A 23711-nucleotide genomic window follows, 5' to 3' on the forward strand; every position below is an offset into this window, starting at 1 on the left:
ACGAGAACTATAACTTACAAATTTGTAACAACTCAAACGTAACCACTTGAATTTTTTTCATGTTGATAGTGAAAGAAATACGCTTTTATTGATCGAATACTCTACGTATAAATAAATACAGACAACTCGACAGCTTCTACGAACGTCATCATTTATTTCAGCTAATAGGATATCGGTCGCCATGAATAACGATTTTACATTTACAATAAATAAGACTGGCCTTGATGAAAATTATCATCCCGCTAGCAATACGCGTATTACTACCAATTTCGCTAATTTAGCGAGAGGGGAAAGTCGTCAACAGAACTTACGCAATGCGTTAAAGATGATCGATAATAGCTTTAATGCTTTAGCGAATTGGGATAACCCCGAAGGTGATCGTTATTCTATTGAGCTGGAAATTGTGTCGGTTGATATTGATATTGAAGGCAATGGTCAATCATTCCCATCGATTGAAGTATTAAAGACCCACATTATAGATAATCAAACCAATCAGCGTATTGAAGGGATTGTCGGTAATAACTTTTCTTCTTATGTACGTGATTATGACTTTAGCGTACTACTACAAAACCATAATAAAGGTAAGTCTCAGTTCAGTATTCCAGATAATTTCGGCGAATTGCATGGGAAAATCTTCCAAAGCTTTGTTAATTCTGATGTTTATAAAGACAACTTTAAAAAGTCACCGGTCATTTGTTTATCTGTATCTGATAACAAAACCTATTTCCGAACTGAAAACCAGCACCCAGTACTTGGTGTGGAATATACACCTAATGAGTCGTCATTAACTGAGCAATATTTCAAAAAAATGGGCTTACAGGTACGTTACTTCATGCCTGCAAACAGCGTTGCGCCGTTGGCTTTCTTCTTCTTTGGTGACTTATTAAATGATTACACCAACCTAGAGTTGATAAGCACTATCAGCACCATGGAAACATTTCAAAAAATCTATCGCCCTGAAATTTATAATGCTAATGCGGTAGCTGGGAAGTCGTATAAACCTAACTTGAAGTGCCCTGATCACTCATTGACTAAAATCGTCTATGACAGAGAAGAGCGGAGCCGACTAGCCGGTGAGCAAGGCAAATTTGCCGAGCAGCACTTCATCAAACCTTATCAAGCCGTGCTTGAACAATGGTCATCAAATTTCGTGAATAGCTAACTTTAATCATTGCTTTCATCATTTACCACAACATAGGACGTTAACTATCATGAAAACATTATTACCGACTTCAACAGCAGGAAGCTTACCTAAACCAGATTGGCTTGCTGAGCCTGAAAAACTCTGGTCACCTTGGAAATTAGAAGGGGATGAGTTAATCTCTGGCAAACAAGAGGCGCTCTGCTTGTCACTAAAAAATCAACAACAAGCAGGAATTGATATTGTCAGTGATGGCGAGCAAACACGCCAACATTTCGTGACTACCTTTATAGAGCACCTCAACGGCGTTGACTTTGAAACCCGTAAAACGGTTAAAATCCGAGACCGTTATGATGCCAGTGTGCCAACGGTTGTCGGCCCTGTTTCACGTCAAAAATCTGTGTTTGTTGAAGATGCTAAATACCTGCGTCAACAAACTAAACAACCGATCAAATGGGCACTTCCAGGCCCTATGACTATGGTTGATACCCTTTATGATGCGCACTACAAAAGTCGTGAAAAACTGGCATGGGAATTTGCTAAAATCCTTAATCAAGAAGCTAAAGAATTAGAAGCGGCAGGTGTTGATATTATCCAATTTGATGAGCCTGCATTTAATGTGTTCTTTGATGAGGTTAATGAATGGGGAATTGCCTGTTTAGAAAGAGCCATTGAGGGACTGAAATGTGAAACCGCTGTTCACATTTGTTATGGCTATGGTATTCAAGCTAATACTGATTGGAAGAAAACACTCGGTTCAGAGTGGCGTCAATACGAAGAGGCGTTTCCTAAGCTGCAGCAATCTAATATCGATATTATCTCGTTAGAATGCCACAACTCTCATGTACCGATGGATCTGCTAGAGCTTATTCGTGGGAAAAAAGTGATGGTGGGGGCGATTGATGTTGCGAGTGACAAAATTGAAACTGCTGAAGAAGTCGCGGATACATTGCGTAAAGCACTTAAATTTGTTGATGCTGATAAACTTTACCCATGCACCAATTGCGGTATGGCACCGTTAGCGCAGCATATCGCACAAGGTAAACTTGAAGCCTTAAATGCAGGGGCTGAAATCATTCGAAAAGAGCTTTCAGCTTAGAAGCTTTGTGTGTCACCGTGTGTAAATGTACTTTATTGTTAGAGTGATATAGTGCATTTACATATTCAAATTACCTCTCTTTTAGTCGCTCTAAATTCTTTAAATAAATAACACGCGTTTAGAATACTCTGACCTACTTGCTTATATCTATTATCGTCTGGCATTATTCGCCAAAGAATACCGTAATCAGTCAACGGTATAGAGAATGTGAAGGTCGTTAGTGGTAGTCAATAGCCAACAATTAACTCAGCAATACGAAGAATTAGGTTACTTTGTTATTCGCAATTATTTCAGTGAAGATCAGATAGCTTCACTTAGAAAAGTCGTTTTAACTTTTCATGAATTATGGAAAGCTGATAACAAAAAATTCTATCAAGAAGAAGCATTTAACTCATCTTTGATTACTGGAAGCCAGTATTTATCTATCGCTGAGAGAACGGAACTTTTTGATTTCATTAGTTCAAAAAAGATCATGGATGTGGTTGATGCCGTAATACCTAAAAATCCTGCTTTCATGAATACTCAACTGTTCTTTAATCCGGTGAACCCGCAACAAAAAGACTTTTGGCACCGAGATTGTCAATACGATTATGATATTGAAGACCAAATGAAAGTCATATTAGAAACGCAAGTGTTGCATCTTCGTGTCCCTTTATTTGATGAACCCGGTATGGAAATAATACCTGGCACTCACAAGAGATGGGATAATGAAGAAGAATACAATGTTCGCCAAGAAGTGAATGGTAAAGTCAGCCATGATAGCCTTTCTGGTGGGAAGAAGATTGCATTATCTGCAGGTGATTTATTGGTATTTTCAGCAGATATGATACATCGTGGTTTATACGGATTAGATCGCTTAGCATTGGATATTTTAATTTTTGATTCGGCATCTGATTATGTTGATTACGTTGATGATGATTGCCTACCGACTCAAATCATACTGAAAAATATTGCCGATCCACGATTGTTTATCAATACTCTACATCTTAAATCAATGGCGTGTGCTTCATAAAAATATAAAAAGTGATGTTTGAAAGGGAGTTCAACATTAACTTTATATTAAGCCTAATAAATTTCTATTATCCATAGTAATAATTCTAGCCGTATAGCTAATAATTATCATTTTTGACTAATCTTTAATGCTATAAATTACTCTCATGATTAAAGTTAATTTATCTTATTTATCCTAACAAGAATTTCTTATATTTGAGAAAATAAAAAAGTACTAAATTTTGTTGTGACTTTTTTAGTTGTTGCTGAGTTTGTGTAAATACAGCCGGGCATTGCCATGGACTGAATATAAATAAAAACAAAGCAACAATTAAAGGAGTAGTATAATGAAATCAACAATCACTGCGGTGTCTGCTGCGGTTGGTATGCTGTTATCTTCAGTCACTTTTGCTGAACAAATTAGCATGTTTGATTATGATGAAGCGACATCAGCGTATGAGGATGCATATTTAGATGCGCAATTTGATTTACGAGATGGTAATCAAGACCAAGCCAGTTATAACGCTGTTGTAAGTGCAAATTATGATCGTGTATTTTCATCGGCAGATCGAAATACGCGAATTGACTTTGTCGGTGATACAAACATAAGTCAAGGTCCGAATAAGAATGATGAACGTAAAGAAAATTACCAAGCTTTAGCCTCGTTAACCAATGATATGTACTTTAGCCCTAAGGTAAATGATTTCTTTTGGTATGGTAAAGCAGAAGTCGGCGCGCAGACTGATATGGAAGATCCCTTTACCAAGCTAACGGTTGGTTTAGGTTATGGGCGAGTGGTAAATGCAACCCCAATGGCAAAAGCGATCCGTGTGGTTCAATCACTTCAAGAGCGGGGGTTATTAAGAGGCAATATTAGCCGAGAAACTTATCAAAATGTTGCCCAAGTCATTGCAAAAGAGCCAGCTTATCGCAGTCGTTATGGCTCTGCAGATTATGCAGAATATTGGGTAGAAGATATTGGTAAAGCATTAGGCGATCAACTCAGCGCGCGAGGTGCAATTAAATCTTACGATGTACTGATCAATGAACGAATTTCAACTCGTAAATACGGCTGGCTAGTCAGAGCGGGTGTTGGTGCGGTACTGACTAACTATGATGGTTCAGATAGCAAACCAGCGCTTGAAGTTGGGGCGGAATACCATTACCCAATCAATAACCAAACCCAATTTTCGAATGAAGCGATTTTAACCGCAATTCTTGATGATGGTGATAATGGCTTTAACGCAAGCAATACTATGTCTTTAACTTATGAGCTGCGTGACAATATTGATTGGGAAAACGCATGGTTACTCACTTATGCTGCAAGCGATAAATCTGAAGATTTGATGACCAATAGTTTACGTTCAACATTCCGTTACTATGTGTCTAATTCTATTAGCTTATCCGTTACTGGCGGCTTGTCTAAAACTGAAGATAATATTGACTATGATGGAACAAGTAACACTAATCGAAATGATGATATCGATACAACGTTCCACTTTGGCTTAACGTACCGTCTGAAGTAATAAATTAATTTCTAAACGCTAAAGCACAGACTTTCTTTTTTATAAGACAAGTCTGTGTTTTTTTTTGCATATAGTAAATATGTATTGCGATTAACATGATTTTTTTGTCATTGAAATAATATAAAATTACTATACGGATATGATAATGAATATATTAAATAATGGTTTGTTAAATGAAAGTGATTTGCTCTATGTTTTTCAAAATAATAGATTAAAAAGGAATGAAGTATTTTCATTGTTAATGAAACCTTATTGGTCCTCTTTATATTCAAGATGTAGATATAGAATAAATGATAATGGCAGTATCGATGATGTTGTTCAGGATGTTTTATTAAGGATTTATCAAGCACTACCAAAATACTGTCATCAAGGCGTCTTTAGGACATGGATTTATAAAATTGCAGATAATGTTTCTTATTCATACTTAGCCAAAAATATGAAATATAATAAAAAAAATATTTCTATAAATAATATTGAGCCTGTGAGTAGTTATAATCAAGTCAATATAGATGATAAAATTGATATGGATATATTACTCGATGAATTATCTTACAGTGAACAAGAAATTATTGATTTACGATTTTATCAAGATCTAACATTATTAGAAATTAGTGATATTTTATGCATCACAATTAGTGCGTGTAAAATGCGTTTATATCGTGCGCTAAAGTTGCTTCATGAAATTCTGTTTAGAAAAAAAATGCCAGAATAAGATCTATTTAGTTTTATAAAAACGCCTGATGGATTCAGCAGCATTAAGATGTTGAGTTTGTAAACTGTAAAGACTTTGTAGTAAAAGCCAGTTGAACGTTTGTTTGATTGGCTTTTTTGTTTTTATTCAAGTGGTTATGTCTTTTGGTTGGCGTTTTATTACTCCCTTTATAATCATCTCTATTTACTAACGTAAACAATGTAAATTGAATGCCAATAAGAACGATTATCAATTAAATTACTGCCATTCTAAGTAGGTAGCTAGTTTTTTTGACTATGGTGTTAAAGCAAAAAAATGTCCAATTGTGGGCACGTCGTCTTCATATTTACATTTCAATGGCGTTGTTATTGATTGTTTTATTTTTTGCCATTACTGGCATTACTTTAAACCGCCCTGAGTTGTTTGTATCTGATACACCCAGTGTGACAGAGCAAAAAATCACCATACCTACTTCATTGCTTTCGTCTGAACAAGGTCCGTTTGTACCTAACAAATTGGCTTTGATCAGCTATCTCTCTAAACATACCGATGTGCGTGGTACGGCTTCTGGTATCGAGATCTTTACCGATCTAGAGGGTGACGAATTAGTCGAAGGCGAGATCTCATTAGATTACAAAGGCCCTGGTTATAACGCTGTGGTCTTTATTGATATGACAACCGCACAAGCGAATATCGAAATCACCAATTATGGTGTTATTGCGCTACTTAACGATCTTCATAAAGGTCGTAATAGTGGCGAGGTTTGGAAGTGGTTTATTGATATTACTGCGGCTTTGATGATCTGTTTTGTGTTAACGGGTGTGTGTTTGCTACTACCGAAAAAGAAAACACTTAATACATCAATGAAGTGGATGAGTTTCGGCTCAGTTGTTACGGCCATTATCTACATTGTATTTGTTCCTTAATATTTAGCAGGTTAACGATGACCATTAAAAATAAATTAAAAAAGACCGTACTGGCAACGTTACTGCTGGCACCTTTATCAACGGCATGGGCGGCACCTTTGCCAGAAACCGCTCAGTTAGATGTTGAACTAAGTTTACCTAAAATTGAAACCTCGATGTACGCCCGTCCTTATGTCGCGGTATGGATTGAAAACAGTGAACGTAAACCCGTAAGGACGATGCAACTTTGGGTCGGTAAAGACGAATGGCTGAAAGATTTACGTAGCTGGTGGCGCAAAGTGGGTCGTTATGACCGAGAACTTGTTGATGCTGTTACATCTGCCACACGTCCCGTGGGTGAATACCGTTTTTCATGGGATGGCTTAGATGATAAAGGCAACCGTGTAGAGCAAGGGGATTATACCTTTTACGTTGAAGTGGTACGTGAACATGGCGGACGTAACTATTTACGCCAGAAATTAACGCTAGGTGAAAGTGCTGTTAGCCATGTTTTAGCACCAACACAAGAAACTGGCACTATCAAGATTAACTACAAACTCTAAGTGAATTGTCATCATGAATAATAAATTAAAAGCACTATCTTTAGCATGCCTAGTGACAGCGGGTTTAGGTGTGGCATCTGTCGCTCAAGCACACCCTCGTTGGGTATTACCTTCACATTTCACTGTTTCCAAAGAGGGTGGGGATTGGCTGTCATTTGATGTGACAGCGTCACACGGAACATTTGTTTTTGATAAGCCAGCAAGCATTGAAACCACACAAGTTGTTATGCCTGATGGTAGTATTGCTTACCCTAATTTCACCATTCGTGGTAAACGTCGTGCGATTTTTGATTTCTTCTTTGAAGAAGAAGGTACTCATAAAGTACAAATTAATCAGACACCTAGATATTACACTTTCTACAAAGCTGGACGTCGTGATACTGAAAAACGTATGGAAGCGAATAAAGCTGATCGTATGACAATACTGCCTGAAAAATCACGTGACGTTGTCACTCAGGTGAGTTATACCCGTGCAGAAAGTTATGTGACTGTTGGGAAACCATCAACAAAAGCGATGGAACTGACAGATAAATATCTTGAAATGGTACCTGTTACACACCCGTCTGACATTGTTGAAGGCGAGCCAGTAACCTTCCAATTTTTCTTTAATGGTAAGCCGCAAGCAGGAGTAACGGCGGACATTACACGTGAAGGAACACTGTACCGTAATCACCAAGAACAAATTGATGTGGTAAGTGATAAAGACGGCAAGATCACCTTCACTCCAGAAGTGGCGGGGCGTTACCTAATGAAGTCGAATTATAAAGGTATGGTTGAAAACGATCCTATGTACGACCGTGCAAACGTCAATGTTCACTTAACTTTTGAAACCTTACTTCAGTAATACTACTTCTGGTTAAGGCGTGACTTCATCACGCCTTGATCTATGCATTCTTTAAGCCTGTCTTTGGGCTTGTTTGAGGTTTTTATGACAATTAAATCATCCATTATTGCGGCATCTTTACTTTGTTTAGGGACTTTTTCAACGCCAGCACTTGCTCATTTTCCGCTAATGAGTTGTTGGTTTGAAGCCGATAAAGTGTTGTGTGAAGCTGGTTATAGTGATGGCAGTACCGCGGTGGAATACAACGTTGATATGTTTGATTACGACGATAACTTAATCGCGAAAGGCATGACAGATAAACGCTCGATCGCTGAGTTCACCAAGCCTGATACTGACTTTTATTTGGTTTTTGATGCTGGACATGAGAATCCTGTTGAAGTCGATGTTGTTGAGATAAAAGAAAAATGATCCGTCAAACTGTTCGCTCTGATAATGGAGATCGAGAAGGTAAGTGGGTCGCCTTATGTATTGGATTAATCTTGTTGGTGTCTTTTGTTTTACTTCCTTATCACCAAACTAAGCAACCAAAATCGGCACTGCTTTCGCATCAAGTTTCAATTACTGATTTAGCCGCTGAAGAGATCGCTATGATTGCGGAATTACGGCTTGCTCATGAAGAAATCCGTAACTTATATCAAGATAGCCAGTTAGGTGCTGCTGTTGGTCAATGGCCACAAATATCTGAGCTTCAAGAGTTTTGGATTGCTCCTTTTGTGACAGATAAAAGCTGGGAACGAAAAGGTCGTCATCAGTGGGCATTGATCACTGATGCTGTCTATCAAGGTGTGAGAGCAGATGATAAAGGTTCGATGTCGGTAGTGCTTAATAGTCATTCAGCGTCTCCCGATATTTGGCTCGCGATGGACGATAATGTGAGCTTACTTGATGCCAATGCATTACGCGATTTTGATGGAAAACATTTAATCGATAATGGTTGGACACAAATTGTGTTTAACGATTCTCCTAATAATAACGAATCACATAATCACTAATAACGGCGCTTTGGTTTTATTGCCGTTAATCTTTACTGTACCGAGATTTAGATAACAATGAATAAATTAATTAAATCTAGCCTTACTGCTATAGCATTGCTTGTGAGTATGAATAGCTTTGCTGCTGATAAAAAGACCATTGGTATTACTTTGCAGCCTTATTACAGTTATGTAAAAGCGGTTGTTGGTGATAAAGCAGAAATTTTGCCATTGGTTGATGCAGGTTTTAATCCCCATAATTATTTACCTCAACCTAATGATCTTAAACGTCTAAAAGAGATGGATATCATTGTGGTTAATGGTATCGGTCACGATGATTTTGCGTTGAAAGTTATCCAAGCAGCAGATCGTGATGATTTGATTGTAATTGAAGCTAATAATGATGTGCCACTGTTGCCTGCTATGGGGCAGTCGGTTGGTAATGGCGCTGTGAATCCTCATACGTTTGTTGGATTATCTACCACGATTCAGAAGGTTTATACCATTGCTAATGAGTTGGCGAAAATTGATCCTGACAATGCCGCTGAATATCGAAAAAATGCCCGCGATTATGCCAAACAATTTCGTTTAATGAAGCGTGATGCAATGCTTACGCTGGGGGATTTAGATACAGCGGGAATGAAAGTTGCGACTACGCACAATGCGTATGGCTACTTATTACAAGAGTTTGGTGTTGATGTTGCTGCGGTGATTGAACCTGCTCATGGTGTAGAACCAAGTGCAAGCCAACTACAAGAAACAATTGAGAAAATTAAACAATCAGGCATTGACGTTTTGTTTTATGAATTGAACATGCCTAATCGTTATGTCGATACCATTGAAAAAGCAACAGGTGTTCAGTTATACCGTTTTTCTCACATGACACATGGAGAGTATGACGGTAAGAAAGTTAAACTTGAGATGAAAGAAAACCTTGCGACATTAGTTGAAGCAATAAAGTTTGCTGCAAATAAGGATCAAGCATGATCATCGGTCCTAGCATTCAGTTAACTAACGTTAACCTTCAATACGGTCCTAATCAGATTTTATCTGAAATCACTCATCAATTTAACGGTGGACAATGCCATGTGGTCATGGGACCTAATGGTGGCGGTAAAACATCACTGCTACGTTCTATTTTAGGCTTAACGCCGTTTCGTGGGCAAATTGATATTTTATGGGATGAATCAGTTAATAACGGAAAAGCCGGTACGATTGGTTATGTGCCACAAAAAGCAATGTTCGAACAAAGTTTACCGTTAACAGTGATGGATTTTATTTTATTAAATCAAACTCGTTCACCTTTGTTTTGGCGTCAACGTCAGAAAGATAAACAAATCGCATTAACACAACTTGATCGTGTCGGTATGGCGAACCGTGCAGATCGCCGTATGGGGCAATTATCTGGCGGTGAACAGCAGCGTGTATTGTTTGCTCAAGCACTATTAGATAATCCTGATTTACTGGTACTTGATGAACCAACGACGGGTATGGATGAGCAGGGGGTGCGTTATTTAGAATCGCTTATCCATGAATTTGTTAACCAAGGTAAAACTGTATTAGCGGTTCATCATGATGTGACAGCGGTTCGACGTTTAGAAGCGCAAGTTCATGTGGTCAATCGCGTGTTAGTTGATAGCGGTGATTATAGTCAAGTATTGGTACCAGAGAAGATTGAACGTTTGTTTAATCATTATTCTCAGCCAGCAGTCTCTGCGTCTAATCAATCAGAGGTGGCGTAATGGAACTATTAAGACATTGGGCACAACTCGGTGTTGATGCTGGTTGGTTAAGTGACAGTTTCTCTTATGCCTTTATGGTTAATGCAATCGTAGCGGCACTGTTGCTTGGGCCTCTTTTAGGTGGCTTAGGTACTTTAGTGATTGCTAAACGTTTAGCTTTCTTTTCTGAAGCAGTCGGCCACGCCGCTCTAACGGGTATTGCCTTAGGTGTATTGTTAGGCGAGCCACCAGAAAATCCATTCATTGGTTTATTTAGCTTCTGCATGATTTTTGCTTTATTGCTGCATTTCGTGCGAAATCGAACTAATGTTCCTTACGACACATTAGTCGGTGTTTTCCTCGCGTTAGCATTAGCGGTTGGTGCTGCATTGTTGATGTATGTAGCACGTAAGATCAATATTCACATGTTAGAAAACGTCTTGTTTGGTTCAATCCTAACGGTAACAGATCAAGATTTGATTGTTCTTGCGATCAGTTGTGCCTTAATTGTATTGCTCTTAATACCGACGTTTAATCGGATTTTATTAACCTGTATTAGTCCTGATATTGCCCGAGTTCGTGGCTACAAAACCAATTTTTACGATTACCTATTTGTGATGATGATAACGCTGGTCACTATAGCATCTGTGAAAATTGTTGGGGCAGTGTTGGTTGGTGCGTTGCTATTGATCCCTGGCGCAACGGCGCGGTTATTAACCAAGAATATGGGCAGTTTTGTTTTATTGTCGGCTCTACTAGCCACAATAAGTTGTGTTATTGGTACGGTATTGCCGATGGAATTAAAACTTCCAGTCCCATCAGGCGCTGCGATTATTATTGTTTCTGCTATCTTTTTCATGTCAGCAACGATGTACCGCATTATTCGTAAAAGTTAATCAGGAAACCACATGTTTTTGTTGAATAAATTTTCTACCTCCATGCGCAAAACGCAAACTGTTTTTTTCGGTGCCTGTTTAAGTGCTGCCGTTTTAATGCCAACAAGTGTTGCTTACGCCAAAGATATTTTAACAGCAACGCCTGTGACTTATATGTTAGCGACAGAGTTGACCAAAGAGACAGGGATCACGACAGAGTATTTGCCTCCTAAACGCTACGGTGTAACGCGTTTACCTAACTGGTTTTCAACCAAAGGGGCTGATGTTGCTTCAAATGCTAGTAAAACAGCAAAAGCAGCGATTACGTTAGGAGCAATTTGGCCGAATGATCCGCTCTTTGTTCATGCTCGTGAGGGCAATATAAACATTGTTGAAATTGACGCATCTCAAGCAATTTCGCCACGCGCACAAGGTGTAGCTGCACTACGTTTATCCGATGGTAATACGTCGTTATATGCATGGTTAAATCCGACCAACTTAACGCGCATGGCAGCAATTGTAAGCGATGATCTCCAGCGTTTATGGCCTGAAAAAGCCCTGCAAATTGAAAAGAATCAACAAGCTTTAATGATAGATGTTCGTAAGCTGATTAATCGTCAACAAGACACTCTTATACAAGCGGATGTTAATGCTGTTGTATTACTTTCTGCAGAGCTAGAAGATTTTGCATCAGGTAATCAGCTATTTGTTGTTGAGCGTATGACGAAGCCTGAATTGGAATGGACAGATGCCGATAAAGCGCAATTAAGCCGATTGTTAAAAGAAGATCCTTCATTAACTATTCTGACAACTAAGACGTTAAGTCAAAATATGAAACCATTCGTTTCTGCCGATACTAAAGTTATTGTGATTGATAGCCTTGATCGTTGGGGACGTGGTGGTATTGATACCAAACAGCCATTAAAACGCTGGGAAGTAAAACTTTAAACTAGGATATTTTTGCTGTGTATTCATTTATTTGTAAATAAAGTGTAGCGATTAATTGCAATACTTAAATAGTCTAAGCGTCCACTGCTTATGACGTAGTAGCTACTTATTTATTCTGTTTTATACGAGAGTTTAAGTAGCACTGCTTTGCCCAGCTTAGTGCTGGGCTTTTTTCATTGGCTAGAATGTGAAAATCAAAGACAGTACACCTAACCCAATGAGTAATGCGCCAGAAATGATGTTGTTATATTTACCAATTACTTTACCAATCACGTAATTGCCTAAATTATTACCGGCATAGGTTAGTCCAACACCAGTAATAAAGGTTAATGTTACAACCAACATGATACTTAGGTGAGTAATACTACCAAGAATACCCACTCCAATATTATTAATTGAAAGTACAAAGCCTAATATAACCGCGCCTTTGATGCTTAGGTCACGGGGTTTCTCCTGTGCTATCTGTTGTTTTTTAACTAAATCTGAACCAATAAACCAAGCCCCCATTAGAATAAAAATGATTGAACCTAATTCATTCGAGAATTTGTGAGGAACAAGGTGAGTGATCAGTTGACCAAACAGCATGGATAAGTAGGTAATGAAGGTGGTAATAAATGAAATGATGATATTCGATGAAAGAGGAATATCTACACTTTTAACTCCGTATGTTAAACCCATAACAAAATTATCGAGGTTAGAGGATAGGGTAAATAATAATGCGAGTAGGATAGACATCAACTATCATTCCATAAAGTATTCTTTATAATCTTTTACTGTGAGAACTACGATCAGTATGTATGGGTAGTTATTTTCCAGATATGGTTTTTTGTACGCTGAAATATTCTTCCAGCGCAAAAATTTATAGGAGTCCAGCTAAACGTGCTTTAAGAAATGCAGACAGAGTTTTGTTATCTTTAACTTCATTTTTTACAATTTTATGCTCGAGTTCAGTTACCGAAAGGGTAACAACTTCGATAATCTCATCATCATCAAGCTGGCCAATTGTTGGGGCAAGATCCGTTGCAATGAAAAGGTGTTGGATCTCATCGCAAAAGCTAGGTACTGGTAGTAATTCGCCTAATGACTGCCAGCTTTCTGCTTTTAAATTGGTTTCTTCAGCGAGCTCTCTTTTCGCACAAAGAAAAATATCTTCATTTGGCTCTATTGTTCCGGCTGGAAATTCTAAAATCCATTGTTTAATTGCAGGACGATATTGGTTCACTAAAACAAGATGCCCTTGGTTATTAATAGGAATAATGACCACAGCCCCTGGATGTTTAATTGAAGTAAATGTTACTTGTTTATTATTCGGCAGTACGTGCTCTTGTTCTTCAACTGAAAAACATTTCCATTGGCAAAGTATTTTTGAAGACATGCTTTAGCACCTTTATTCATTGGTTGCTATTTGATTATATCCCCAACGTTTCGCGCGCATCAATGCACTCTCAGCTTTAATGTAGTCGTATCTAAAATCTTGATATTCAACGGTGGTTATACCGACACTGATCGTCATATTTATTTTATGACCAGATTCTAGCTCCAAAGTCCATTTAGCGACTTCATTACGTAATGCAATGGCTATAAATTCCGCTTTTTGGAGATCTGCATTAGGTATAAGAATACAAAATTCTTGGCAACTTAAGCGTGCAATTTGAACATCGGCATCGCAGGTCTCTTTCATACATTTTGCCAGCATCATAATTGCTTTATCACCCACATCGAGTCCGTATCGGTCGTTAATTTCGCGAAGGTTATCGATATCAATCAGTAGCATCGATATATCACGACGATAGCGTTTGCAACGAGATGACTCATTAAGATAGAGAGGGATGAAGCCTTCACGACTTAGAAGTCCAGTTAAGTAGTCATGCGTTGTGGTACGTTTAACTTGCATAATGGCATCATAGCGATGGCGAGAAAGCAAAAATGCCATCACAAAAATAATTGAATAAGCACTGATGTTTTGTAATGCAGATGATATTTGTAGGTGCTTATTGGCAATTTCAGAAATACTTAGAACGATATAGATAAAACCAAATAGAGTGCTATACCATGCTGCTGTTTTGATTCTTAAAGCGAAAAAACACAACAGAGGGATGGTTAATCCAATTGTGTTACTGATGTGGCGTGCGCCTTCAAAATAAAACCCACTAGTACAGACTAAAGTTGTCGCAATCAGGAATATCCAGAATAAGGTTTTAGCTGAAAAAATAGAGCGATTAAGGATAGCAAGGCTATAACAAAGGAACATGCCAACGAGACCGACAAGTGTGAAATAAAACTCAGCATCAGAAACGAAATAAGTAAATGCAATGACAGCACAAATAGCGCCAGAAAAGGGGAAAAGTAATGCGAGCTGCTTTTTAAGTGTTTTTTCGCTAAGTTCGATATAAGCAAAATTGGTGGGATGAAGCTGATTGCTTTTGATTAATGTCGTCATAAGTCGGAAACGCCTTCGCACAGAATTAAAGAATACAGCATGTTGTGCACTGAGCGAGAATAGCAGTGTTTCACTCGATGTCTAATTTTTTTTGAAAATTAATGTAACGAGTTTTATCAATAACCAATAAGGATGGATAACAAGGATGTATTTTGTCTAACTTGTTAGTAACGTTACTATCCAGTGATATCGAGGGAAGAATGTTTCCTCCCTCTTATTTATGACTACTTACTGATTATTGTTGTAAAAAGTTACTAATCAGTTCTGTGGTGAGTTCTGGTTGCTCATTAGTCACACCATGTGCGGTATTTGGGATAACCACGATGGGTGCTTGAGTATATTTGCTGAGTTTGATGCCATTAGATAATGGAAATATCTTATCTTTTTCACCCCAAATGAGCATGAGTTTCGGCAAATGAGTAGGATCGAATTGCTGAATACGATCACGATCTAATGGTAGCGTCTGGATCAAACTTGTGCGTTCTGGCTTCCATTGTGAAAAATAACCTTGATAGATTTGCTCTGCAACAAAATCCGGCATTGGCTTTTTCTTCACGAAAACATTGTCGTATAAACGGCGAATACCGTTAGAGTCGCTTGGCACAAATAACGCTTCTGGTGTATTCACATTGGCACGTTTAACCAAATCAGCTAAATCGTTGTCGCTAAAAAGCGGGCCTGGACTAGCAATGATAATGGCTTTATTAATCCGCTCTGGTGTCGTCATCATATCGTAAGTAACAAAACCACCGTATGAGATACCAGCAACATTGATTTTTTGTAGTTTTAAGTGATCAACAAGTTGCCATATTGCTTGGGTTTGAGTCGCTAAACGTGCTTCTGCTTTACTTTGTGATTCACCAAACCACAGTAAATCAGGCGCGATAACATGGTAATGTTTGCTTAATTCAAGCATTTCAGCTTTCCATGTTGCCGCTGCTGTACCGCCAAAACCGTGTAATAATAATAAAGGTTCACCTTGTCCACCTTCCCAGTAAGTCAGCGTTCCGCCTTCTTTTAATGCAAGGGAATGTTTAGTAAAACCATCATCATGCAGCACGGTTTGATCATGTTCGGTTTTCCATTGAACCACTTCACAGCCATTGAGAAGAGGAAGCAAGCTGCATACCATCATAGTTATAGGTAATAAACGTTTCATAGTGACTCGATAGTTAAAAAAGCACCGAATAATAATACAGTGTTTTATAATGAGGGGGCAAGTCATTAAAAGCGAAGTTATTGTTTGTAATTGTAAACATAGATAATAACGATTAAATGCGTTCGATGGTAATATTAAGAAGAACTGACTTGAAACTATGGCGATGAATCACGATAATCATCGTCAACTGATTGATTATCCATTTAATATAACGGCTTAATATTCCTTTGTATTAATGCGATAGCCTCTATTTTAAGGATTAGGAGACACTATGCGTGTTTTAGTTACTGGTGGCATGGGCTATATCGGCAGCCATACTTGTGTACAAATGATTGAAGCTGGTATGACACCGATTATTGTCGATAATTTGTATAACAGTAAAGAAACAGTCTTAGGTCGCATTGAAAACCTAACAGGCATTAAACCTGCTTTTTATCACGGTGATATTCGCGATCGTGCTTTTTTAGATAGTGTTTTCGCTGAAAATGAAATTGATGCCGTTATTCACTTTGCGGGTTTAAAAGCTGTGGGTGAGTCAGTAGAAAAGCCTCTTGAATACTATGATAATAATGTACACGGTACATTAGTGCTTGTTGAAGCGATGCGTGCGGCTGGTGTTAATGCATTAATCTTCAGTTCATCAGCAACGGTTTATGGCGATCCTGCTTCTGTACCAATTACAGAAGACTTTCCAACCAGTGCGACCAACCCTTATGGTCGTAGTAAGCTAATGGTTGAAGAATGTTTAGCCGATATTCAACACGCTCATCCAGAAATGAGTATTACGTTATTGCGTTATTTTAATCCTGTTGGTTCGCACAAATCAGGTTCCATGGGTGAAGATCCACAAGGTATTCCGAATAACTTGATGCCATTTATTTCTCAAGTTGCAGTTGGTCGCCGTGAATTCCTATCTGTGTTTGGTAATGATTACCCAACTATTGATGGAACTGGCGTTCGAGATTATATTCACGTTGTTGATCTTGCCGATGGTCATTTAGCAGCACTGAACCATAAAGGCTCTGAAGCTGGGTTACATATCTATAACCTAGGGACAGGTAATGGTAACAGCGTACTGCAAATGGTTGATGCATTCTCAAAAGCATCAGGTGTTGAAGTAGCGTACCGCATTGCACCGCGTCGTCCAGGTGATATTGCTGAATGCTGGGCAGATCCTGCAAAAGCAAAAGCAGAGTTGCATTGGGAAGCGAAATTAACCTTAGATGATATGACGCAAGATACTTGGCGCTGGCAGTCGACTAACCCAAATGGTTATCCAGACGCGGAATAATTAGCGTTAAGAGTGAATTACAAATAATCAAAAGGCGCTCACTTTATACTGAAGTGAGCGCCTTTTGGATATGAGCATTTAACCGCAGATATTTTAATCTTCGGTTTGCTTATAGGTTTTGAAAATAAAGAATAAGATTAAACTGAACAAGGCACCTAAGGTGTCAGCTAACATATCTTTCTGAGCGTCCCAAATATCTCCTTGAGAGCCTAAGAACTCAATCCCTCTTTCACCACCAGCACTTGCAGCATACCACCATTCAATGATCTCATAGCCAGCAGCTACCGCCATGACAGCAAATAAACCAAATAAACCGGCAATAAGCGGCTTACAATGGTCTTTTCTCACTAAATATTCAGCAATAGGGAAAGCATAAAAGCCAATCGAAAAGTGGGCAAGGCGATCAAAGTTATTACGTTGGGAACCAATTAAATCGTTGAACCAATCAAATGGGACATTCGCAAAGGTATAGTGAGCGCCGATATTGTGTAGTACTAACCATACAGCCATTAAAGCGTAAGCAAGGTTACTAAAACGATAGTAAGGGAAAGTGAAAATGAGTAATCCAAAAATAATGATCAGCGGAATGGCTTCTGCTATCCATACTTCTCTAAAAACAGGGTTAATTCCTAAAATGATGAAAAAGAGGGTATAGGAAACGGCTAACCATAATGGGAATTTATTTTCTGACATCATACATCCTTATTGAATAAATCTTCGCTAGATTAGACTAAATGCTCATTTCTTTCCAATTCGCTTTTATCTACCGCTTTATGAGAAAATGAAAAAGGTAAATATGCTTTCTTAATCAGAACTTGTGTTATAATCCACGGCTAATGTTTTTCACGTTATTGTGATATTCATCATAGTTAACTGTAAACTCTATCCAAAGAGTTGTTTTTACCGGAGCGTCATTTTGCATTTTAAAGATCTTGGATTAGACCCACGCCTACTGAAAAAAATCAATCACTTGGCGTTTGATCGAGCAACCGAAATTCAGCAAACAGCAATTCCTGTTGCTATCGCAGGCAAAGATATCTTAGCCTCATCGAAAACGGGTTCCGGTAAAACATTGGCGTTTTTGCTTCCTGCAATGCAGCGTATGTATCGTAGTAAGCCATTTACACGTCGTGATCCTCGAGTACTGATCCTGACACCAACGCGTGAATTGGCTAAACAAGTTTTTGCTCAATTACGCACGTTAAATGCAGGTACACCTTATGACGGCACCTTGATTGTTGGTGGTGAAAACTTTAATGATCAAGTTAAAGCACTTCGTAATGACCCTATGTTTGTTGTCGCAACACCGGGTCGTTTAGCTGATCACCTAGAGCACCGTAGTACGCACCTTGACGGTTTAGAAATGCTAATCCTTGATGAAGCAGACCGTATGCTTGATTTAGGTTTTGAAGCACAACTTCGTCGTATTAACGAAGCGGCTAATCACCGTCGTCGTCAAACGTTAATGTTCTCTGCAACGCTAGACCATTCAGATGTAGTTGAAATTGCATCCGAAATGCTTGATAACCCTAAGCGTATTTCGATTGGTCACTCAGCGGAAGAGCATAAAGATATTACTCAACGTTTTATTCTTTGTGACCATTTAGATCATAAACAAGCGTTACTGGATAAAATCTTAGAAACCCAAGATTACAAACAAGTTATCATCTTTACTGCAACCCGTGCTGATACTGATCGTTTAACCGCTGAACTAAACGAGCGCAAGCTAAAAGCCGTTGCATTAAGTGGCAGCTTAAACCAGAACCAACGTAATAGCATCATGAGCCAATTTGAGCGCACATGTCATAAGATCCTTGTTACAACGGATATTGCTTCTCGTGGTTTAGATATTGATAACGTATCACTGGTTATTAACTTCGATATGCCTAAACATGCGGAAGAATATGTACACCGTGTAGGTCGTACTGGTCGTGCGGGTAACAAAGGTGATGCTGTATCACTAGTCGGCCCTAAAGACTGGAAGAGCTTTAAAAACGTTGAAGCATTCTTAAAACAGAAGATTGAATTTACTACTATCGAAGGGTTAGAAGGTAAGTTTAAAGGGTTGAAACCTGCGCCTAAGAAGAAGTTTATTAAGAAGAAACCAACAGGCGATAAAGTGGTTGCTCAGAAGCAGCAAGCTCCTCGTGCTAAGAAGAAAGTGGATAAACGTTTTTACGAAAACCAAGCGGTGGGTAATGACGTATTTATGCCGAAGAAAAAGCGCAATACAGACGTGAGTAAAGATGGCGAATAAGCTCTCTATTTAATCACTGCAAAAAAGCCAGAGTATGACTCTGGTTTTTTTGTCTGTTAAAAAAGATAGACGATAAAAAACCAGCACTAAGGCTGGTTTTTTATTGCGTAATCAAAGGTTGATTAACGAAGTTGGTATACCTGACCTTCTTTGTCAGCTTTAACCGTAGCAAAGCTTAATGGAAATGGTCCTTGTGCTTGAACAGATGCAGGTAGAGTTTGTATAGCTTGGCGAGCTTCATCTTTAGTTGCAAAGTTACCATAAATGACAGCATACCAGTTACGACCATCTACACGTTTCCAGTTAACCCAGATAGGCTCATTACCTGTAATTGGTTGTAGGTAACCACGTAAATTGCGCTCTTCACTTAGTGCTAATATTTGTACTGTGTAACGAGAAGGGGAAATATCACCAAATGCTTGGTCATTAGTCATTGATGTTTCATCTTCAAGATGCGCATTATTGTTGTCGATATAATCGCTATCAATCACTGGCGGTGGCGTAACTGTTGTTTCAGGAACGACAGTATCAGCTGGCTTTTCACACTGAAAATTAGCACCATCAATTTTTGATGGCATAAGGTAACCTGAATCGCATGGGCTATCAGAAGATGCACAACCAGATAGAGCTAATAGGCCTAAAAGAGTAACTGCCTTACGAGTCAGCAACGTCATACGTGTCTCCATAATCTTTGAGAGTAGATACTATATCGAGGAAAGCCTAGGAGTAGGTTTCAATATTCAGTATCAAATTTTGTTTATTCATTGTATCTAATAAAAGCATATTCTCCGCATTAAAATAGTATAAAAAACGCTGTTTGATGATTTTTCATTCGATTAAAATACTGATTTATTAGTTTTTAATATGTTTCATTAACAATAGATTTTTGCAGTGAGAGAAAAGCAATAAAAAAGTGACCTTATAGTATTATTCGTATTAAACTGTATAAATGTACAGTTATTTTTTGGCCTGTTTAATGACAGCATATCCGTATTTTATTGAATCAGTGGCGTGTGGTTTTCCATCTCCTGCTGATGGGCATCAAGAGAGTTTAGATCTTGATGAGTATTTGATTCGTCACCCGAATGCTACTTTCTTTTTACGGGCATCTGGTGAGTCTATGATTGGTGCTGGAATTTTTGATGGTGATTTGCTGGTGGTTGATCGAGCTGAAACAGTGATTCCTGGGCGAATTGTTATTGCACGTATATATGATGAGTTTACCTGTAAACGTTTAGTTCGTATAAATGATGCTTGGTGGTTAAAAGCAGAAAATTCAGCCATGAAATCATTTCCTCTACCTCAAGATGCTGAAATTTTTGGTGTCGTGACCCGTAACATTCACAATTTACTTTAATGCTGTATTTGAAATGACAATGTCTGAAGTTATTACAGGTAAACACGCACAAGTGTGGGCATTAGTGGACGCTAAGAGTTTCTATTGTTCTTGTGAACAGTTGTTTGATCCAAGCTTAGTGAATAAGCCCTTAGTTGTACTTTCTAATAATGATGGTTGTTGTGTTGCTCTTTCTGATCAAGCAAAAGCACTCGGCATTCAACGTGGTGCGCCATGGTTTAAAGTTGAACGAGAAGCTCGTATGAAAGGTGTTCAGGTACGTAGTTCAAATTACAACTTATATGCCGATATGAGTCGTCGCTTTATTGAAGAACTCTCTAAATTTTCTCCGTGTGTTGAACAATATTCAATAGATGAAGCCTTTGTTCGTTTAGATGGTTTTAAGTTAGAACAATTGCAAGATTATGGTCGCGAAATTAAAGACACTATTTATAAAAATATTGGATTGCCTGTTCGCGTAGGGATTGGTGCTACACCAACCTTGGCAAAATTAGCCAATCATGCAGCTAAGGTGTATGAGCGACAGGTAAATGGTGTCATTCAAATCGACAGTGATTATAAAAGGGAATGGTTATTAGCTCGTACAGATATTCAAAATATTTGGGGAATAGGGGCAAAAACGGCAACGAAGTTACGTACATTAGGTATTGATAATGCATTACAACTATCCCAAAAGAGTGCACCAGAAATGCGTCGAGTATGGAATGTCGTTCTTGCACGAACAATAATGGAATTGCAAGGCGTTGCGTGTATTGCGCCTGGGGATATTGATGAAACCCGAAAACAAATTTTATCGAGTCGAAGTTTTGGACAAGGCATTACCGAGTTTGAAGAGTTAAAATCTGCTTTGGCTTTTCATTGCCAACGAGCGGGAGAAAAACTGCGAAAACAAGGAAGCCAAGCCAATATTGTTGGTGTGTTCTTACGTACTAATAGCTATAAGCAATTACCACAGCGAAACCGTAGTAGTGCAGTAGCACTTATGTGTCCAAGCCAAGATAACTATAAGTTTATTGAATCAGCATTACAGCAGCTTAAACAGCTCTATAAAGAAGGCTATGAGTATCAAAAAGTTGGTGTGATATTAGATGAACTGACGCCAGCTGAAAATAATAGTTTTCAATTAGATATGTTTGATACCAGTGCTTATGATGAATCTAAACGTCGAGAGTTAATGGCAATCACAGATATGATGAATGCGAAGTTTAAGAATGGAATTAAACCCGCATCTGTTATCGCCACCTCTAACTGGCATATGAAGCAAGCACATCGTTCTAACCGTTGGACTACACGACTTGATGAATTACCGATTGCGAAATGTTAAACCTCTGTCGCGGCGAATAGTTTTAAGTTGACAAAAGCCTGACCTAAATAAAGATAAGTTGTCACATAACTCGCTTAATCTCGAGTTTTTACACGAACATTAAGGTTTTATATGCGTTATCTTGCTTTGTGTTGTGCTCTGGGCGTTATCGGGATCACAGCTTGTCATTCAGATGATAAACCCGATCCCGTTACTGAGTATCAATTTGGTACAAAAACAACTTATGCGCCACAGCAGAAACTCAGTAGTTACCAACAAGCACCGCAAGGTTATGAGTTAGTTTATTCTGAGTTGGTCTCTCGTCATGGCTCCCGTGCACTTTCCAGTTTTAAATATGACGATATTTCAATGCAAGTTTGGCGTGAGGCACAAAAGCAAGGTGCGCTTACTCCATTAGGTGAAAAGCTAGGTGCTGAAATCGAACGTATGACTGCAGCTAACGAAGCGTTAGGTTACGGTAATTTATCCGGTTTAGGTCATGATGAATTGTTGGCGATTGGTAAGCGTGCAGCACAGCGCAATCATTCTTTGGTTGATCAAGCAATAGAAAATCAACGTCATATTGTGGTGGAATATTCAGGTAAAGATCGCGCACTGGCAAGTGCCAATGCTTTTACTGAAGGTTTTACAGAAAATAACCAAGATCTCGCCGATTTACTGTTAGAACCAAAAGTTAACAAAGCGCAGTTGTATTTCCATAAAGAAAACAAAGAATACAATGACTATGTTGATCACGACGCTGCATTAAGAGCGGCTATTGATCGTTTATTCGATAGCGAGAAATCTCATCAAGTAGCACAAGAAGTATTAGAAAGTATCTATAGTCCTGAGTTTGTACAACAATTAGTAAATGGTGAACTGAAGTTTTATTCAACAGAAGAGCCTGATGAGTTATTGGCAGAAAATGAAGTCGATGCAGTAATACATTTGTTTAACCTCTACTTAATTGCATCAGGTATGGCACAAGAAGCAGGTGAAGAACCTTGGCACTTTGAGCAATTCTTTACTCCAGAAGAAACTCAATGGTTAAGCTATGTATTAGATGGTGAAGATTTTTATGAAAAAGGCCCAAGCTTTAACAGTACTGATATTACTTACAAGATGGCATCGGTATTGGTTGATGACTTTTTCAATGAAATCGAAAAAATTAAACAAGGTAATGAGCAGGCGGCACTAAAAGTACGTTTTGCCCATGCTGAAACTATTATGCCTTTTGCTGCCAATATGCAATTGAAAGGTAGTGAAGAGGGTGTTGATCCTCAAACGACCTTTAGTTACGACAACAATGATTGGCACGGTAAATGGGTAGCACCTTATAGCAGTAATATTCAGTGGGATGTGTATCGTGGTGAAGCTGATGATTTGCTTGTGAAAATGCTTTATAACGAAAAAGAAATTGGCTTTAAATCATCATGTCACCCTATTGAGGCTGGGAGCTATTTCTATCGCTTTAGTGAATTAAAGCGTTGCTATAAGCAATAATCGCTAACCGAGTTGATAGTCTATCTGTATCGTAAGATCCAAATAGTATGTTCGCTTTTTAATACTCACATTTAATAACGAGTATTTGATAGACTATTTTACTCTATCAAATACTCAATCGATATTT

General features: G+C 38.5%; 25 protein-coding genes. 19 read left to right on the forward strand and 6 right to left on the reverse strand.

What is annotated here, in order from left to right:
- Nucleotides 1-181 precede the first annotated feature (181 nt).
- The 14 genes from BTO08_RS18930 (at nucleotide 182) to BTO08_RS18995 (ending at nucleotide 12274) form a co-directional block, all read left to right on the forward strand.
- The gene (locus BTO08_RS18930; protein WP_105062144.1) at nucleotides 182-1162 is read left to right on the forward strand and encodes a DUF1852 domain-containing protein; all 981 of its coding nucleotides are present in this window, start codon (nucleotides 182-184) and stop codon (nucleotides 1160-1162) included.
- Between the two features lie 49 nt (nucleotides 1163-1211).
- Nucleotides 1212-2240, forward strand: a complete 1029-nt coding sequence (locus tag BTO08_RS18935; RefSeq protein WP_105062145.1) for a methionine synthase — start codon at nucleotides 1212-1214, stop codon at nucleotides 2238-2240.
- Nucleotides 2241-2460: 220 nt separating this feature from the next.
- Nucleotides 2461-3252, forward strand: a complete 792-nt coding sequence (locus BTO08_RS18940) for a phytanoyl-CoA dioxygenase family protein (RefSeq protein ID WP_105062146.1) — start codon at nucleotides 2461-2463, stop codon at nucleotides 3250-3252.
- Between the two features lie 325 nt (nucleotides 3253-3577).
- Complete coding sequence (locus tag BTO08_RS18945) at nucleotides 3578-4756, forward strand: DUF481 domain-containing protein (protein WP_105062147.1); 1179 nt, start codon at nucleotides 3578-3580, stop codon at nucleotides 4754-4756.
- Nucleotides 4757-4901: 145 nt separating this feature from the next.
- Nucleotides 4902-5468, forward strand: coding sequence for an RNA polymerase sigma factor (locus BTO08_RS18950; protein WP_105062148.1), 567 nt, complete (start codon nucleotides 4902-4904; stop codon nucleotides 5466-5468).
- 275 nt (nucleotides 5469-5743) lie between these two features.
- On the forward strand, nucleotides 5744-6373 hold the full coding sequence (locus BTO08_RS18955; RefSeq protein WP_105062149.1) for a PepSY-associated TM helix domain-containing protein: 630 nt from the start codon (nucleotides 5744-5746) through the stop codon (nucleotides 6371-6373).
- Between the two features lie 17 nt (nucleotides 6374-6390).
- Entirely contained in the window at nucleotides 6391-6915 is a 525-nt protein-coding gene (locus BTO08_RS18960; protein WP_005365370.1) for a DUF2271 domain-containing protein, read from the forward strand.
- Nucleotides 6916-6928: 13 nt separating this feature from the next.
- On the forward strand, nucleotides 6929-7759 hold the full coding sequence (locus tag BTO08_RS18965; RefSeq protein WP_105062150.1) for a DUF4198 domain-containing protein: 831 nt from the start codon (nucleotides 6929-6931) through the stop codon (nucleotides 7757-7759).
- Between the two features lie 84 nt (nucleotides 7760-7843).
- Entirely contained in the window at nucleotides 7844-8167 is a 324-nt protein-coding gene (locus BTO08_RS18970; protein ID WP_105062692.1) for a hypothetical protein, read from the forward strand.
- Nucleotides 8164-8751, forward strand: coding sequence for a DUF6162 family protein (locus BTO08_RS18975; protein WP_105062151.1), 588 nt, complete (start codon nucleotides 8164-8166; stop codon nucleotides 8749-8751). The genes BTO08_RS18970 and BTO08_RS18975 overlap by 4 nt, the downstream gene beginning before the upstream one ends.
- Before the next feature lie 57 nt (nucleotides 8752-8808).
- Nucleotides 8809-9717: a metal ABC transporter solute-binding protein, Zn/Mn family gene (locus BTO08_RS18980; RefSeq protein WP_105062152.1), complete on the forward strand. Its 909-nt coding sequence runs from the start codon at nucleotides 8809-8811 to the stop codon at nucleotides 9715-9717.
- Nucleotides 9714-10472, forward strand: coding sequence for a metal ABC transporter ATP-binding protein (locus tag BTO08_RS18985; RefSeq protein WP_198038507.1), 759 nt, complete (start codon nucleotides 9714-9716; stop codon nucleotides 10470-10472). Before BTO08_RS18980 ends, BTO08_RS18985 begins: the two co-directional genes overlap by 4 nt.
- Entirely contained in the window at nucleotides 10472-11347 is an 876-nt protein-coding gene (locus BTO08_RS18990; protein ID WP_045082039.1) for a metal ABC transporter permease, read from the forward strand. The genes BTO08_RS18985 and BTO08_RS18990 overlap by 1 nt, the downstream gene beginning before the upstream one ends.
- A gap of 12 nt (nucleotides 11348-11359) precedes the next feature.
- Nucleotides 11360-12274 (forward strand): metal ABC transporter solute-binding protein, Zn/Mn family, encoded by a 915-nt coding sequence (locus BTO08_RS18995; RefSeq protein ID WP_105062153.1) that lies wholly within the window; start codon nucleotides 11360-11362, stop codon nucleotides 12272-12274.
- 180 nt (nucleotides 12275-12454) lie between these two features.
- Here BTO08_RS18995 and BTO08_RS19000 read toward each other — a convergent pair whose 3' ends face one another.
- From BTO08_RS19000 to BTO08_RS19015, 4 genes are all read right to left on the reverse strand, one after another.
- A complete protein-coding gene (locus BTO08_RS19000) occupies nucleotides 12455-13009 on the reverse strand; it encodes a manganese efflux pump MntP (RefSeq protein WP_105062154.1) in 555 nt (184 codons plus the stop codon).
- 124 nt (nucleotides 13010-13133) lie between these two features.
- Nucleotides 13134-13649: an NUDIX hydrolase gene (locus BTO08_RS19005; RefSeq protein ID WP_105062155.1), complete on the reverse strand. Its 516-nt coding sequence runs from the start codon at nucleotides 13647-13649 to the stop codon at nucleotides 13134-13136.
- Between the two features lie 12 nt (nucleotides 13650-13661).
- Nucleotides 13662-14714 carry a GGDEF domain-containing protein gene (locus tag BTO08_RS19010; RefSeq protein ID WP_105062156.1) on the reverse strand — a complete coding sequence of 351 codons (1053 nt, stop codon included), beginning with the start codon at nucleotides 14712-14714 and terminating at the stop codon, nucleotides 13662-13664.
- A 235-nt stretch (nucleotides 14715-14949) separates the two neighbouring features.
- A complete protein-coding gene (locus tag BTO08_RS19015; protein WP_105062157.1) occupies nucleotides 14950-15873 on the reverse strand; it encodes an alpha/beta fold hydrolase in 924 nt (307 codons plus the stop codon).
- A gap of 271 nt (nucleotides 15874-16144) precedes the next feature.
- Between BTO08_RS19015 and galE the strand changes: the two genes are divergently transcribed.
- A complete protein-coding gene (galE, locus tag BTO08_RS19020) occupies nucleotides 16145-17164 on the forward strand; it encodes a UDP-glucose 4-epimerase GalE (RefSeq protein ID WP_105062158.1) in 1020 nt (339 codons plus the stop codon).
- Nucleotides 17165-17257: 93 nt separating this feature from the next.
- Here galE and BTO08_RS19025 read toward each other — a convergent pair whose 3' ends face one another.
- Nucleotides 17258-17857 (reverse strand): DUF2238 domain-containing protein, encoded by a 600-nt coding sequence (locus BTO08_RS19025; protein ID WP_105062159.1) that lies wholly within the window; start codon nucleotides 17855-17857, stop codon nucleotides 17258-17260.
- A 223-nt stretch (nucleotides 17858-18080) separates the two neighbouring features.
- Between BTO08_RS19025 and BTO08_RS19030 the strand changes: the two genes are divergently transcribed.
- Nucleotides 18081-19421 carry a DEAD/DEAH box helicase gene (locus BTO08_RS19030; RefSeq protein WP_105062160.1) on the forward strand — a complete coding sequence of 447 codons (1341 nt, stop codon included), beginning with the start codon at nucleotides 18081-18083 and terminating at the stop codon, nucleotides 19419-19421.
- Between the two features lie 122 nt (nucleotides 19422-19543).
- On the opposite strand, the gene BTO08_RS19035 is transcribed toward BTO08_RS19030, so the two are convergent.
- Complete coding sequence (locus tag BTO08_RS19035) at nucleotides 19544-20095, reverse strand: SPOR domain-containing protein (protein ID WP_105062161.1); 552 nt, start codon at nucleotides 20093-20095, stop codon at nucleotides 19544-19546.
- 302 nt (nucleotides 20096-20397) lie between these two features.
- Here BTO08_RS19035 and BTO08_RS19040 point away from each other — a divergent pair, with 302 nt between their 5' ends.
- The 3 genes from BTO08_RS19040 (at nucleotide 20398) to BTO08_RS19050 (ending at nucleotide 23584) form a co-directional block, all read left to right on the forward strand.
- Entirely contained in the window at nucleotides 20398-20778 is a 381-nt protein-coding gene (locus tag BTO08_RS19040; RefSeq protein WP_105062162.1) for a LexA family protein, read from the forward strand.
- Between the two features lie 13 nt (nucleotides 20779-20791).
- A complete protein-coding gene (locus tag BTO08_RS19045) occupies nucleotides 20792-22102 on the forward strand; it encodes a Y-family DNA polymerase (protein WP_105062163.1) in 1311 nt (436 codons plus the stop codon).
- Nucleotides 22103-22213: 111 nt separating this feature from the next.
- On the forward strand, nucleotides 22214-23584 hold the full coding sequence (locus BTO08_RS19050; protein WP_105062164.1) for a histidine-type phosphatase: 1371 nt from the start codon (nucleotides 22214-22216) through the stop codon (nucleotides 23582-23584).
- The last annotated feature ends 127 nt before the right edge of the window (nucleotides 23585-23711 follow it).

The organism is Photobacterium angustum (assembly GCF_002954615.1).
GTDB lineage: Bacteria > Pseudomonadota > Gammaproteobacteria > Enterobacterales > Vibrionaceae > Photobacterium > Photobacterium angustum_A.